General features: G+C 52.2%; 8 protein-coding genes, 1 rRNA gene and 6 pseudogenes. 13 read left to right on the top strand and 2 right to left on the bottom strand.

Going from position 1 to position 13,518, the window contains the following annotated elements; genetic code table 11:
• The 8 genes and pseudogenes from EL22_RS14725 to EL22_RS16535 all read left to right on the top strand — a co-directional run.
• Positions 1–1,929, top strand: a pseudogene (locus EL22_RS14725) (VirB4 family type IV secretion system protein); the annotation flags it as partial.
• Positions 1,930–1,933: 4 nt separating this feature from the next.
• On the top strand, positions 1,934–2,998 hold the full coding sequence (locus EL22_RS14720; protein ID WP_231587994.1) for a hypothetical protein: 1,065 nt from the start codon (positions 1,934–1,936) through the stop codon (positions 2,996–2,998).
• A pseudogene (locus EL22_RS14715) lies at positions 2,941–3,291 on the top strand (hypothetical protein); the annotation flags it as partial. The gene EL22_RS14720 and the pseudogene EL22_RS14715, both read left to right, overlap by 58 nt.
• A 97-nt stretch (positions 3,292–3,388) precedes the next feature.
• Complete coding sequence (locus EL22_RS14710) at positions 3,389–3,583, top strand: hypothetical protein (protein ID WP_050052183.1); 195 nt, start codon at positions 3,389–3,391, stop codon at positions 3,581–3,583.
• A 33-nt stretch (positions 3,584–3,616) separates the two neighbouring features.
• Positions 3,617–3,738, top strand: a 5S ribosomal RNA gene (gene rrf / locus EL22_RS14705).
• Between the two features lie 375 nt (positions 3,739–4,113).
• Positions 4,114–5,013: pseudogene (locus EL22_RS14700) on the top strand (conjugal transfer protein); the annotation flags it as partial.
• 387 nt (positions 5,014–5,400) lie between these two features.
• A complete protein-coding gene (locus EL22_RS14695) occupies positions 5,401–6,192 on the top strand; it encodes a hypothetical protein (protein WP_050052181.1) in 792 nt (263 codons plus the stop codon).
• 571 nt (positions 6,193–6,763) lie between these two features.
• Positions 6,764–7,582, top strand: coding sequence for a recombinase family protein (locus EL22_RS16535; RefSeq protein ID WP_231587993.1), 819 nt, complete (start codon positions 6,764–6,766; stop codon positions 7,580–7,582).
• On the opposite strand, the pseudogene EL22_RS14690 reads toward EL22_RS16535, so the two are convergent.
• Positions 7,537–8,286 (bottom strand): annotated as a pseudogene (locus tag EL22_RS14690) (DUF955 domain-containing protein); the annotation flags it as partial. The gene EL22_RS16535 and the pseudogene EL22_RS14690 sit on opposite strands and share 46 nt — an antisense overlap.
• On the opposite strand from EL22_RS14690, the gene EL22_RS14685 reads away from it, so the two are divergent.
• Entirely contained in the window at positions 8,208–9,446 is a 1,239-nt protein-coding gene (locus EL22_RS14685; protein WP_343123199.1) for a phage tail tape measure protein, read from the top strand. The pseudogene EL22_RS14690 and the gene EL22_RS14685 sit on opposite strands and share 79 nt — an antisense overlap.
• 379 nt (positions 9,447–9,825) lie before the next feature.
• On the opposite strand, the gene EL22_RS14680 is transcribed toward EL22_RS14685, so the two are convergent.
• A complete protein-coding gene (locus EL22_RS14680) occupies positions 9,826–10,572 on the bottom strand; it encodes an McrB family protein (RefSeq protein ID WP_050052179.1) in 747 nt (248 codons plus the stop codon).
• Between EL22_RS14680 and EL22_RS18760 the strand changes: the two are divergent.
• The 4 genes and pseudogenes from EL22_RS18760 to EL22_RS16525 form a co-directional block, all read left to right on the top strand.
• Positions 10,555–10,885, top strand: a pseudogene (locus tag EL22_RS18760) (AAA family ATPase); the annotation flags it as partial. The gene EL22_RS14680 and the pseudogene EL22_RS18760 sit on opposite strands and share 18 nt — an antisense overlap.
• 617 nt (positions 10,886–11,502) lie before the next feature.
• Positions 11,503–11,685, top strand: coding sequence for a hypothetical protein (locus tag EL22_RS14670; RefSeq protein WP_050052177.1), 183 nt, complete (start codon positions 11,503–11,505; stop codon positions 11,683–11,685).
• Positions 11,686–12,005: 320 nt separating this feature from the next.
• Entirely contained in the window at positions 12,006–12,161 is a 156-nt protein-coding gene (locus EL22_RS18225) for a hypothetical protein (protein ID WP_197075943.1), read from the top strand.
• A gap of 259 nt (positions 12,162–12,420) precedes the next feature.
• Positions 12,421–12,798: pseudogene (locus EL22_RS16525) on the top strand (heterodisulfide reductase-related iron-sulfur binding cluster); the annotation flags it as partial.
• Between the last annotated feature and the right edge of the window lie 720 nt (positions 12,799–13,518).

Here is a 13,518-nt window from a genome sequence, read left to right as displayed (position 1 = left end):
AGCATCCACCTCGATCCGTTCGATAGCCAATCGGCGCAGGACATGATGGCCGACTGGATTTCGGATCTGAAGATCAACCAGCACGATTCGAACAGCCTCAGAGCCGAAGACCTGCAAGAGGACATCGACCAGGCGAAGTATATGCGGTCGCTCGTTCGGGCGAACAAAGCCTCGTTCTATCGGGGTGGCGTATTCATCCGCCTCGCTGCCGAGAGCCAGCAAGAACTCGAAAATCAAACGACTCGACTACGCTCGATCATCAAAGACGCACCAGCGAACTGTACCCTGAAAGTCGCGAGCCGATGGCAAGAGAGAGGGCTCGCGACCGTCTCACCGCTCGGACGGAACGAACTCGGTCGCGATCGAATGTCGACGCTGACGAACCAAGCCATTGGGGCGATGTTCCCCTTCTCGTCGAACTACCAGATGATGGACGACGGCATCGAATACGGCTATCACGGCCATAATGGCTCGCCGATTCGGATCAACCCGTGGGAGCTCGAGACCGGCCACAGCGAACTCGTCGTCGGAATGCCTGGGGCCGGAAAGACGTTCGGCGGGATCCTGCGCCATCTGCGGATGATGAAACGGCGCAACGACACAATGCTCGTGCTTATTGACCCAGTTGGCGGCTTCCGAGGAATCGCCGACGCGCTGAACGCGAAGACGATCACCGTTGGGGGTGACACGAAACTAAACCCACTCGAGATCCGCGAGACACCACAGCACGTTCTCGCCTCGAGTGACGGCGTCTCTCCCCTCTCAGCGAAGAAAGACGAGGTCTCCGCCGTGCTCGAGAACTTCCTCGAGGCGCGTGATATCGACCTGGGGACGGAGACGGGCGTGCTCTCGTATGTGATCGACGAAGCCTATCGGCAGGCTGGAATCGTCGAGGACGACGTCTCGACGCACACGTCGGCGAACTCACCGACGATGCAGGATGTCCACCGGATCCTCTGTGATATCGCCGAAAACCCAGATGAGCACAACATTGCAGAATCCGAATCCGCTCGCGAGCGTGCTGCCCAGTATGCCGACGAACTCGCAATTTCCTTCCAGCCGTTCCGTGAGGGTGGGTCCTACGAAAATCTCTCTCACCATTCGGAGATCGATATCCTCGAGGGTGACAACAAGGTAGTCTATATTGATCTGGGTCAGATCGAGGGCAGTGCTTCAGGAATCGATCGCCAGACGTTCTTGATGCAACTGTTGTTGTCGACGATCTACCAGCAGGCGAAAAACACACAGCGGAACGTCGAACTCGCGATCGACGAAGCCCACTATCTCTTCGACGATCAGGCCAACCTCGATTTCCTCGAGACGGCATTTCGTCACCAGCGCCACGCTGGCCTTCGAATGGTATTGCTCTCGCAGACCGCTCAGGAGTTCTACGAAACTGAGCAGGCCGAGAAGATCATCGGCATGTGTCCGATCAAAGTCTTCCACAAACTGCCCGAACTCGACGACTCAACGGCAGACAAAATTGGGCTGACGAAAGAACAGCGCCAGTATGTCAGAGGAGCCGACGCCGGGAAAGAAGACCTCGGCTATAGTCAGGCACTCGTTCGTGTCGAAGAACACGGAACGTATCCCCTGCACGTGGTTGCAGACGACTTCGAGAAACGCGTCATCGACTACGAACCTGCGGACCAGGCCTTCCTCGAGCAGGCGATAAGCGACGAACCTGCGGAGTTGCTTGCCTTCGAAGAGTTCGTCGAGACCGAAGCACAGCGAAACGCGCTTGCGACCCGCCTTAATATTAGCGCCGAAACGGCGAGTCAACTCCTTGATGAGGATCTCACGAAAGCGGAGGTCCTCGATGCAGTCGTCGAACAGGTTCTCGAATCGGATCCAGACACCGAAGAGGCACCGATCCAGACTGACGGTGGAACCGAACAGCGAACAATTGAACCCGAATATGACAGCTAAGATCATGACTACGTTCGATCGTTTCACGCAACTGCTCGATTCGTCGCCCCAGTACGAGGCGACACAACTCGAGTTCGAAGACAACGATTCGTTCATCCAACACCAGTCGGACACCCCAGGTACGCTCCTCCGGATTCGACCCTACAAAGAGAACGACGGTGTCGTGGATGGAGCAGGTGTCCTCCAGTCAGTTCACGACGTGACGACGAACTTCCGTGGGAAAAATACCAGCGACCACCATTCGTTCGAGGTCTGGTTCGACCAGGGCAAGATCACCTTCTATATGCACGCTGCTACGGAGGCAGCCGCCGACAAATTCCGTCGTCGCGTCGGGAACAACTACGCGAATAGCGAAATCTTCCCTGTCGAGGAAGGGTACGCATTCCCGGTTATCGATTCTGACGAGTACGTCGCCGGCGCCTGGCTCGAGATGGAGAAAATCCCCTACTACCCGATCCGCCATCACAATAGCGAAGGCTTCGAGACGGATCCCTACGGCGAAATCACCAGCGAAATGCTCTCGCTCGACGATAGTACAGTCATCACGCAGGTTGTCTTTCGACCGGCGAAACAGTCGTGGACCGAGGGTGACCGATTCAAGCACAACAGCGTCGACGAACTCGCGCACGCACTTCGGCAGGGAACCTCTGTGGGGTGGCTCAACCCTCGAACCCGACCGGCGAGCGAGAAGGACAAGCAGGCTGCGAAAACAATCGAACAGCAACGTGGTCAACAGGCGTTCCACGTGAATATTCGCGTATTAGCGGCCTCGAGTGAACAGGACGAAGCCGAGGCTCGAGCTCGCGGTGTCGCAGGGATGTTCAGGAAGTACTACAACGCGATCACAGAGCAGGGACTCGACGATAATCCGGTCTGGCATCGCAAAGAACGGAAACGAGCTGAACGACTTCGGCGATTCCTCTATCGAATGCGCGATCGCGAGTGGATCGACCGTCGTATGATCATGACTGTCGACGAACTCGCCGGCGTCGCACACATCCCCAACGCGGGGATCGAAGTACACCCGGACAGACACCGATCAACGGCGCGATTGAGACTGGCTGGGTAACAGTAGCTGACGAATTGACGTATACGAATCCAACCGTCTCGCGTGTTATGGATACTGTACGCAACTACATCGCACAGCAATCCAACCGTTCGGAGGATTCCATCGAGAAGGCAGATACCGCCCTTGGCGGTGTCACAGCTCATCTTTTGGACACCGGAACGGCGTCCGCTGTTTGTGTCCTCACGACTGATGTCGATGCTGGGAACGGCGTCGTTACCGCGATTGAAGCCCACGGCTTTGCTGGCCAAATCACGTTCAAAGACGGCTTTGAATTACTCGAAGAAATCACGTAATTGTCGTCCAGCACTGCTGTCGGCTCGAGACGTAGTACCCGAATTAGATCCTTCCGTCACCGTCACGCTATTATCCGATCGTCCCAATGCTTAGCCTATGAGCACTGGTAGCATTGATCAGGAACTGGTCGACGAACTCCTGAGCGTCTGTCGAACCGCGGTCGGCGACGAACTCCGGAGTATCACCTACTTCACCGAAGACGAGGTCGAACAGTTGTATCTTCGCTCCGACCTCGAGCGAACCGCCGACCTCGTCGGCACACGGAGACCACCGAGACTGGTGTCACCATAATTGGTGCAGCGGTTCGATTCCGTTGGTTGGCGTTAAGGCGGCCATAGCGGCGGGGTTCCTCCCGTACCCATCCCGAACACGGAAGATAAGCCCGCCTGCGTTTCGGTCAGTACTGGAGTGGGAGACCCTCTGGGAAATCCGATTCGCCGCCCCTTTTCATACTTCATACTATATCGCAGAGAGTCATCTTTTGGATGACTCCGTCACTTCGACCTACGTAGCGTGAGCTCAGTGGGTTTTACCCCGACCGTATTCACGATCACAATAAAACAGTCGTGGGGGATCCAGAGATAATTCTCCTAAGCCTTTCGTTCGGCTACCGACTTACCGAGTTAGCGCTTAGGGTACCATCTATCCCATTTAAAGAATAGTAGAATTCAGGTGTATTTGAGGACCGCTGCGTTTGTCGACACGGGCCGGATGCGCGATAAAGCCAAAGACGACGCCAAACAGGTCACACGCAAAACATCGGCCAAAGCCAAGTAAGGACTCAGAAACACGAAAGAAAAGGTCTCGAGGTGGTGATCTATATGAGTTCGAATACAGCGGACAGCGAGTACAACGCACGAAAAATCCATCAATCGCTAGGCGGCACGACAGCGTTCTTCCAGGGCTACACGATTGGCGAACTCATGCTGTTTCTCACAGTTGCGTTCGTCACCGTCATCGCAGCGACGTTTGTTCCCTCTGCACTCACGATTCCGATCCTCGGATTCGGATGTATGTGTACGATCCTCCTCTTCCTGCTCCATAAAGTGAAGCCCGATTATCTCTGGCTCACCGAGTGGCTCGTCGCTCGATTCGGCTGGGCGCTCAAAAACAAGGAGTACACACATGGTGGGGAGGACAACAGCGAAGTTCGCTATCTGACTCGCCTCAGTCGGGTGTATCCCCACGCGGTCGAACGAACCGACGGCGCACTCGTCGGGGCCATGAAAGTCGAACCGGCGAACATGGCCCTCGAGGACGACGACGCTTGGGCAAAAGCCGTCCAGTCACTCTCGGAGTTTGTGAATTCGACTGTCGACTTCCCCGTGAAGGTCTATATCACTAGTCGCGAGGTTGATCAAGACGACGTCGTTCGCGAACACCAGCACCGGCTTGGCGATGCTGATGTTCGCTCACGCCCAGTTCTCAAACGCCTTCTCGAGGAGTACGTCGCATCCAATACAAACGAAAATGGGGATATAGACTCTGAAACGACCACAGTTCGAGAGTACTACCTCATCACGTCAGTGACCGACAGCGACATCGAGCAGTTCGACGAAACCGGAGATAGTGTTCTAGCGTACCTCGCTGAAATGCCCATTCTCGGTCGATTGTTCGGTCGGTTTCAGTCTGATGGGCTGAGCGAATCCAAACGTGACCAATTCAAAGAAGAGAAGCTCGAGTCGCGACTCTCCCAGCTTCGGCGCGGTGGCTCGTCGCTCTGAACCGCCTCGAGGTCAAGCCCTGAGGCACTCGGCCTACTCCGCCTGTAGAAACCGTTGGTACGTTACCCTGAAGAGATGCGCCAGAGGTTAATAACCTAGCGTCCCAGCGCAGGAATTTCCTCCCGGCGCACGTAACTCGTTTGCAGTAGACTATATTAATTTTTATACGTTCAATTGTTGGAAGTGTAGGTATTCCTTCAGAATCACCCCTACTATAGGGACCCTCAGCCTATTGTCTCAACTCACTAATGCCTGCAGCTGTAGCTCTTGGATCCGTCTGGTAAGCAGTTATGCTCGACAAATCTATTATTTGGGTCTCTGAGATCGAAGGCTGCTGTTGGATTACACACGTACTGACGTAAACAGGACAAATTTTTAATTTGGGTGCAGAACTCAGAATTAGCAAGGGATGTCTGGCCGGACTATGAGGAGCAGTCAGCGGGGAGTGATGATGCGACCGATCCATACGAATATCTAATCTTCTTAGAGAAAGCCTTTGAGGTCGAAATAAGCAGCAAAGAGCTCCATTCTTATGCTGGATATGACCAGAATTACCCGATCAGCTTTATTCCGCTTCATGACCGGGGTTTAGAGGCTATCAAGAAAGAATATGGAAGCATCGAGGCCTACCTCGAAGCCCACCAATCGAATCCCACTATTTGGATCGAAAAGACCCAAATCGCTGGTCGGCCATATAAGCAAGACGGCCAATACGAGTTAGGAAAGGCTCTCATGAGCCCAAGCAGGGACAAAGGGGGTGGCAAACGATATGAGGCAATGCGTAAGGCAGAAATAGGTGATCTCGTCCTCCATCTCTTGCAGGAGCAGCACCAGATTGTCGGTATTTCAGTAATCGAGTCTAATCTGGTTGAGAATTTCGAAGGTCCTCCAACTGATCGCTGGACTGAAAAACAGCAGGAGGAAGGTGGCTATCTGCGGTGTATTTGTGATACCCCGGGCACAAAATTGCTAGCAAAAAGAATGATGCTCTCATATATATTCCAATTTTCCGTCTCAGAAATCAAGATCTCATTTCGTATTTTATTGAACTCACGATTTAGTTCCTCACTCGAGGCAGCTACCCCATCAGCCCTCATTTTTTGCCTGAAATCGCTTAGGGTTGGAAGGTCTCTAAATTCATTGATCTTATTGAAATACGGCCCTTCTGGTTTTTGATAGCTTACCATTGATTTCGATACAAGATCTTCGACGGTCGTCATGGTTTCACCATCTTCGACTACTGGATGATATTGGATGATGTCATTGACAATACTATTGGAGACATAATCAACATCCGTATTCAATTGATTGATTATGTAATAATCTTTGGCGAAATCGCCGTAGGAGGGTGTAGGTTTCCAGCCAGTTCCAGATGTAATATAGGAGATTCCTCGTCATGAATTACAGCAGCTTCCGTCTCCAGCAGCGTGAGTTTTGAGACACTTTTCTTTGAACACTTCGAGATACGCTTCCAAAGTCTCTGGAAGACTTCGAAGAACACACTGTTAAACACACTTTCGAAGACTTCCAAGACCGGGACGACAACGCTATTGGAACCCCTGCCTCGATAAGTACAGCAAATTGGGGTTCAGTCCCATCCGAGAATAGATGAATTGGTTATTCTAGCCAGTGTGGGGATTCAGGAGGTCTACAGTAGAAGAGTTATCTTGCCAACAGCGGTGAGCGGCGCACAGCATAGAGGTCTCGAGGGGTACACCAATAGGGATTCATATCAATAACATAAGATATGAATGACAATAAGGAGAAACTGAAGGAACAAGCGAAGCTCGAGGCTATGGGAAAAATCCCATCTGAAGAAGTGGAGTTTGATTTTGAGTCCAGTTTAGGCCATAGAGGATACATGCGTAAGGAAGCAGTGGAAAGTGAAGAAAGGAAAGATATCAAAGAATGGCTTGACCGTCACGACCTTTCAATTGGAGGCGTAGAAGTTTATCCTGAACAAGCATCGGGAGCAAGTGAAGACCGGGACAAATTCCTAACTCTCATAGAAGACATCAAAAACGGTGCAATAGACAACGTAGTTGTCTGGGAGGTCTCCCGGATAGCTCGTAAAGGTCTTCTCGCACAACGTTTCTTCGACGCCTGTGAGGACGCTGGAGTCACTATCCATGTAACCAATGGAAGTGTTCGAGAAATCCGTCCAGACGGGACTGGACGGCTTGTGGCAGATATTATTGCTTCGGTAGCGGCGGAAGAACGACGGGCACTAATCCGACGTACACGTTCGGGACAACGACGTGCCCGGGAAGAAGGCAAATGGCTTGGGAACGTCCCAAAGGGGTTCACAAGACAAGATGGATATCTCAAACCGAATCTTGACCCAGACTACGACGAAGGCGAAACTGGTTATCTGGACATTGTTGAAGCGTTAGAATTGATTGAGAACGGGATGAGCTACCGCCAAGCTGCCGAAAACACCCCTCACGTCACCCGACAAACTCTCTCTAACATTGACCAGGATGAACCCATATATCTTTCCTGGAGGACAGATATACAATTTCAATATCCGAGTTCTCTCCAGCTTGTTTTGGCCATCTCCCTTTGAGCGACGTCAATAATTTCTGCCGTTGTCGAACTAATCCGTTCGAGGCGGTCGAGAATCGCTTCTGGCTTGTCGCCTTCCCACGTCGCAAGATAAAACGCCGATCCACTCGTATCCAGCTCGAAGTACCGCCCGACGATGTAGCCCACAGCTTCTGCCTCGAGTTCGCGTTTCGAGCGCTCAATCTCGTCGACGTCACCGTGTAAGAGTGCATGAGCGTACTCGTGAACGAGTGTGACAGCAAGAGCTGCACTATTCTCCAGATTTTGTACTTCGACGAGTGGCTGTTCTGCAGGAGATCGATACTGACACACGCCCTTTGCGTCGCCGTGCGTCCACGCTGATTTCGATATAACCTCGACATCAACCTTCAGTGCTTTCGAGCCCTCGAGCAGCGCTGGCACCAGTTCGTCCGCATCCCCCATTGCGTCGGTCTCGAGTTCCGGGAGTGGCTCTCCTTCAGTCTGAGAAATATCGAAGACGGGTGCGGGTCGAAAGCCAACCAAGCCCTTCGACCACGCTTCGGGCAGCGTCTCGTCGTAGTCACACTCACTTCGCTCGTGGTACGACGGCGAGTTCTCACACTCGGGACACTGCTTGGCGATGATCGGCGCCCAGATCCAGATCGCTGTCTCGCCTTCTTTCACATGCCGGTCGAACTCCGTCTGCCACGTTCGGTAGCCTGCGACTCGAGTCGCCTCAGGACAMWSCCGACCGGAAGTACTTCGAACAAACTCAGCGACAGACGCTCAACGCTGAGATGAAAATAGCCCGATCGAATATCGAAGATGTCGGCATCAGCATCGGATCTCAGCTTCTCCCAATGTTGACTTCGCTCACGGGATATGCCAAAGGAGCTGCTGAGCGCTTCCAAGGATTAAATGAAGGGCAACAAAAGGCAATAATTGTGGTCGGTGGGTTGGCGGCCGCACTCGGACCATTGTTGGTTCTGATCGGAACAATACTGACTATGTTGCCCGCGATGGCGAGTGGAGCGTCAATGGCGGCCGGAGCGTTCGGGACGCTGTGGACCACTCTATTAGGGCCGGTCGGCCTCGTTATTGCTGCAGTCATTGGGTTAGCAGCGGCTTGGCAGACGAACTTCCTGAATATTCAAGGGCATACGGAGGACGGCGTTAATGCTGTTATCGACTTGCTGAACTGGATGGTTGGCAAGATCAACAAAATCCTCCCTGATAAGTGGGAGATTGACTTCGAAGCTGAAGAAGTTGATTTCGCAGCTGAGAGTGGGTCTGGCTCGGGAGGGGAGGAGCAAGATAAGAGCGATTACCTTCCAGATGATATGCCATCCGGCGACATCGAGAGTCCTAATCCTGAAGACCTTACTGGCGATCAAGCGGCCTTCGAAGAGGCAGGAGCGAACGCCGGCAAGAACTTTGGCAGCGGCTTCAGCGAGGGAATCGTCGAAAGCCTCGAGACAGAACAGATCGCCGAGGAAGGGATCAGCCAGATCGATAGCGAGATTTCCGATCTTCAAAGCGAGATCGAGCAACTGAGCAGCGGAGCGACATCGCACGGAGAGTGGCAGCAAGTCGAAGAACTCGAGAGTCAGATTTCGAGTCTGAAAAGACTATTCGAATATCTTGCAATGGAGCTGCCGATACTTTGCACGGATATTCAGGCTCATCGAAACGTACTTTCAGCGGAGCAAACTGGATTCTTTTTTGAGCCTGAATCCCATTCATCGCTCGTTGATGCAGTAAACCGTATCAGCAAGCTCGAATCTGACGATTGGCTGAAAATACGACAGAACGCTAGGGAGGCGGGAGAAGACAACAATTGGACAAGTCGAATGGAACTCATTCAAAAGGCTATCGAGAAGCAACCCGGCCAATCAACGGATTGATGACTGGCACTATTACTCTGAGTGTCAAACTGGAACTGAGGTGGGGAATGCACGACAAAGCCGAATACGAGGCTCTGTTGAAACCCTATTCTTCAGATATATTCTCGTCTGAAACAGTCGGTCAATGAGAACTGCAAATTTATCGAAAATGATTAGATAGAGAACCCACTTATGTCTTACTGAGTTCGAAAATATGGTCTACTTATAGGATTTAGTCTAACTATCCGTGTTTGCATCGCAAATCACTCAACGTCTTGTGAACGGCCTCGGGGCTTGACCCCAAGGTACTCGCCTTGTCTCCCCTGTAGAAAACGAAGGAAGTCGTGAACAATACAAAAAGGAATCTACAGTAATAGATAACACGTCTTGAGGGAATTGACTACTCACAATGACCGACCGTACATGATCCCGTGAAAGGCGGACGCGAAACTAGAACAGGGTCAGCTATCGAGACATGGACGACGAATTTGTTCCACTCCAAAGTTGAGGTCAGCGGTGAGTGAGGCGCTCGGTTCGGACTGGCTAGATCCGCGGGTGAAACATAGTATAGGGAGAAATAAGCATATTGGATACAATGCAAACTTTTAGTACTTAGTAGAATTAAAGCGAACGATTCTCCAGAGTGAGCTAACGTAATTTCGACTTCGTCTTCCTCCCCAAGCCGTTTATCCGCCTCGAGTAGCGTAATCGTCTCTCCGAAGATCTGAGCGAGGTTTCCGCGGTTGATTTCGTCGATTATCAATACAAAGCGGGGCGGCTCATCGACATCCTCGTTTTGTTGGGCGTGGTGATACGCTTGCTCCGCTCGGTTACAGATCCGTTTGAATACGCCATCTTTGATGTTGTATTCGACCGCTCCCTCATCCGCCTCGGCAGTCAATCCCTCGAGGAAGTCTTCGTATGAGAACGAAGGATGGAATGTAACGGTCTCAAGCTGATTTGATGAAGGTGCATGTCCTGGCTGCTGATTGAGCCACCAACGAGCGAAACGCTGGGCAGTGTATGTTTTCCCAGTCCCTGGAGGTCCATAGAACACGAGCTGGCCTGTATTTTGAAGCTGGCGCTCAATCGTTTCGGTTTCTCTTGGCTTCTTATCCAATGCGGCGCGCCACACGAACTTCCCCATCGCAGCGATCAGATCAACAAGATGGCGACTATTCTCGTCGCTGCGCTACGCGGCGAAACCCCGTCGAACATTCTGATCTACGGCAAGACAGGAACGGGAAAGACCGCGAGCGCGAAGTTCGTGAGCAAGGAACTCGAGAGCACGTCCTCGAAGTACAGCGTTCCCTGCGACGTCGAGTACATCAACTGCGAAGTGACCGATACTCAGTATCGAGTCCTCGCACAACTCGCGAACAAATTCATCGAAGAGAACGAAAAGCGGATCGAAACGCGCCTCGACGAGCTCCGATCACTCGTCGAATCGGTCGAGGAGTTCGATCGAGATCACGATACGGACACGGGAGACGAGCACTCTTCCGGCGAGACCTCGAGTCCCCAACACCAGGCGGAACTCGATCCGACCGCTAGATCAAACACGACCACCGAAACAGAAGAAACGACTAGTGGATCGGAGACGAGTTCATACACGGCTGACTCGAACGCGGTCGATGATGAAACTTCACACGCCTCCGACAATAGTGCGTCGAACGGTTCCACTGCTACTCCACCGGGAACTCGAGAATCAACGACCGAGCCGCTGGACCGAGACGACACAGCTGAATCAGCGGACGCGAAGACGGAACAGACCAGTATATCTGCGGTGGATGAGCGATTTGTTTAGTCATCAGATATGTTTCACTCTAATCAAACAGAAGTCGGCTAGTTACATCCATCCTGCATAGCCACGTTCAAAATTTAGCTCAGGAGTTGATTTCGCAACCCGGCGTGCATGAGAAATCCACCTGCCTGACCTCAGTTGTTGCCAACAGATCGATGATCAACATATCGCCACTTCTTCCCGGACGCATCTTTCAGAGGCACGTTCCATCCCACGTAGACTCGAATTTTTGCGTCCGACAGTTTATATAGGAAGCCGCGGCCAGACACCTCCATGTCCGGAGAACGAGACGACGATCTCCTGATCGCAGTGGCACTGACTCGGTTTTCCGCCCAGTTCGAAGAGGCAGATCTCGAGTTGAGTGAATATGCATGGCAGTTAGCCGCTGACCGGCTCATTGAGTATGATGTGGAACCGGCTACTGCTATTGAGGAACTGCAGATCGGAGACCACTAGTCGGTAAATGAGTTTTCAGCAGAACCAGAATCGGGGGCAGTCAGTACGAAGGAGATGATTCTGCTCTGTTTCTGCCCGTCGGAATCCCAATAGTATAAGTGACTACCCGACAACAATCAAGATGGAAACTGCGCTTCAATCAGTCGCCAAGGGGCATGCGCCGAAATGCCCCGGGTGTTGCCCCACCCGAGGCGCGGTTTCTAACCCGAATGGGTTGAAACCATGTTTGCGTTGATTCTACCGAGATATAAACGTCTCGCACGACGGCCGTACCGCTATCAACTAGCCGGCGCACCGAAAAAACTACGCGTGGGGTGTCGATGAGCGACCAGCCACCAGCAGAAGACGAGCGCAAACCGTCGTTTCTGCCGCGCTGTCCGCGGTGTGACACGCCGGTTACTCGAGTCACAAGCCGTGGGCCAACCGAGCACATCTGCTCGCCGTGTGGCTGTCAGGTCGGCTCACCTGACCTCTAAGTAAGCGCTCGAGCCATTTCCCCACTCAGGATATTCTTCTTGGTATCCGGCGCGGTCGATAATTGCTTCACCGACTCGTTTTCGAAATACAGAGCCTCGATGATTACCACCATCTTCGTACGTCCCGCTCATCGCTCCTCGATGAGTTCGAAGACGGTTCCAGAGTGACGTGCTGCTTTCCTCCGAAACAGCGTGGGTCCAATACGAGTTACTCGAAGTTGCTCACTCGAGTCTCTAGTTTCGTCAGAAGCAAAGAAAAAGTAGACTCGAGTACACGGTCACCTATCACGATCCGTGCCATCTGGGCCGGTACAACGACGAGTACGAAGCCCCGCGCGAACTCATCCGCGCGACGGGCTGCGAACTTGAAGAGATGCCGCGCAACCGCTCGAACTCGTTCTGTTGCGGTGGGGGCGGCGGCGGTCTCTGGATGGACTTCGAAGAAGAGCCCAAACCCAGCGAAGAACGCCTTCGCGAAGCCCTCGAGGACACCGCCGCCGGCTCGGGCGTCGAAAAATTCGTCGTCGCCTGTCCGATGTGCATGACGATGTACGAGGACGGCCGCAAAACCGGCGGATTCGAGGACGACATTGAGATCGTCGATATCGCCGAACTGATCGTCGAAGCGGTTAGATAGAAAATGTTGACCTGTGTACTATTATATAATCTCATTGGTTAGTGAATGTAGACATGTTCTGTAGCTTATAGAGCTTGTTTAATGTAACGGTGCGGCTGTTTACGAAGGTATCTAAGTTAGGTTTGGATCATTTATCACCAAATACGCCACGTTCTGCGAGTTCAGCTAGCTTTTCCTTATTATAACCTAGTTCTTGGAAAACGGTTCGGTTGTGCTCTCCAAGCTTCGGAGGTGGTGATTCAAATCCACTTCTATTGTCGTTACGTAGGGCCAACTGTTTTAGTAACAGACGAAAATTGGTGAGTTGTTATTTTTACGTCTCACTCAAACCGAGCGAGTGCTAACATACGAACTCAAGAGACGAGAGAATATCCAGTAGTCAAACATATGATTCATACACCATTATAGATCCCATGATTGATCTCGAAAAAGGATTTGTAGGATGATGAACCAAATCGAATATGGACGGAAGTAACTATTCGAGCCGCCGCAATGCTCTCTCCTGGGACGGCTGTAGTATCGCCGCTTCTCTTTCGGGGTGCACCGGTTATTTTGCTGGCGACGAAATCACAATCAATTGGGAAGTTGATGTTGAGAATAGTAGACTTGACTCATACGAAAAAGAGTGATGTCGCAAACAATTCTGTCCGGCTGAAACGTGTCTTAGAACCGTGGACTCTGATTGGAAAAGTGTAGTTTGGGGAATGGTAATTATCTCAC

This window comes from Halostagnicola sp. A56, assembly GCF_000691505.1.
GTDB lineage: Archaea > Halobacteriota > Halobacteria > Halobacteriales > Natrialbaceae > Halostagnicola.
This window is presented reverse-complemented; position numbering and strand designations above follow the sequence as displayed.

Excerpts from the sequence above, each read along its gene's own strand:
- EL22_RS18225 (WP_197075943.1), top strand. The coding sequence starts at position 12,006 with ATGAGCGACCAGCCACCAGCAGAAGACGAGCGCAAACCGTCGTTTCTG.
- EL22_RS14710 (WP_050052183.1), top strand. The coding sequence starts at position 3,389 with ATGAGCACTGGTAGCATTGATCAGGAACTGGTCGACGAACTCCTGAGC.
- EL22_RS16535 (WP_231587993.1), top strand. The coding sequence starts at position 6,764 with ATGAATGACAATAAGGAGAAACTGAAGGAACAAGCGAAGCTCGAGGCT.
- EL22_RS14670 (WP_050052177.1), top strand. The coding sequence starts at position 11,503 with ATGTCCGGAGAACGAGACGACGATCTCCTGATCGCAGTGGCACTGACT.
- EL22_RS14720 (WP_231587994.1), top strand. The coding sequence starts at position 1,934 with ATGACTACGTTCGATCGTTTCACGCAACTGCTCGATTCGTCGCCCCAG.
- EL22_RS14680 (WP_050052179.1), bottom strand. The coding sequence starts at position 10,572 with ATGGGGAAGTTCGTGTGGCGCGCCGCATTGGATAAGAAGCCAAGAGAA.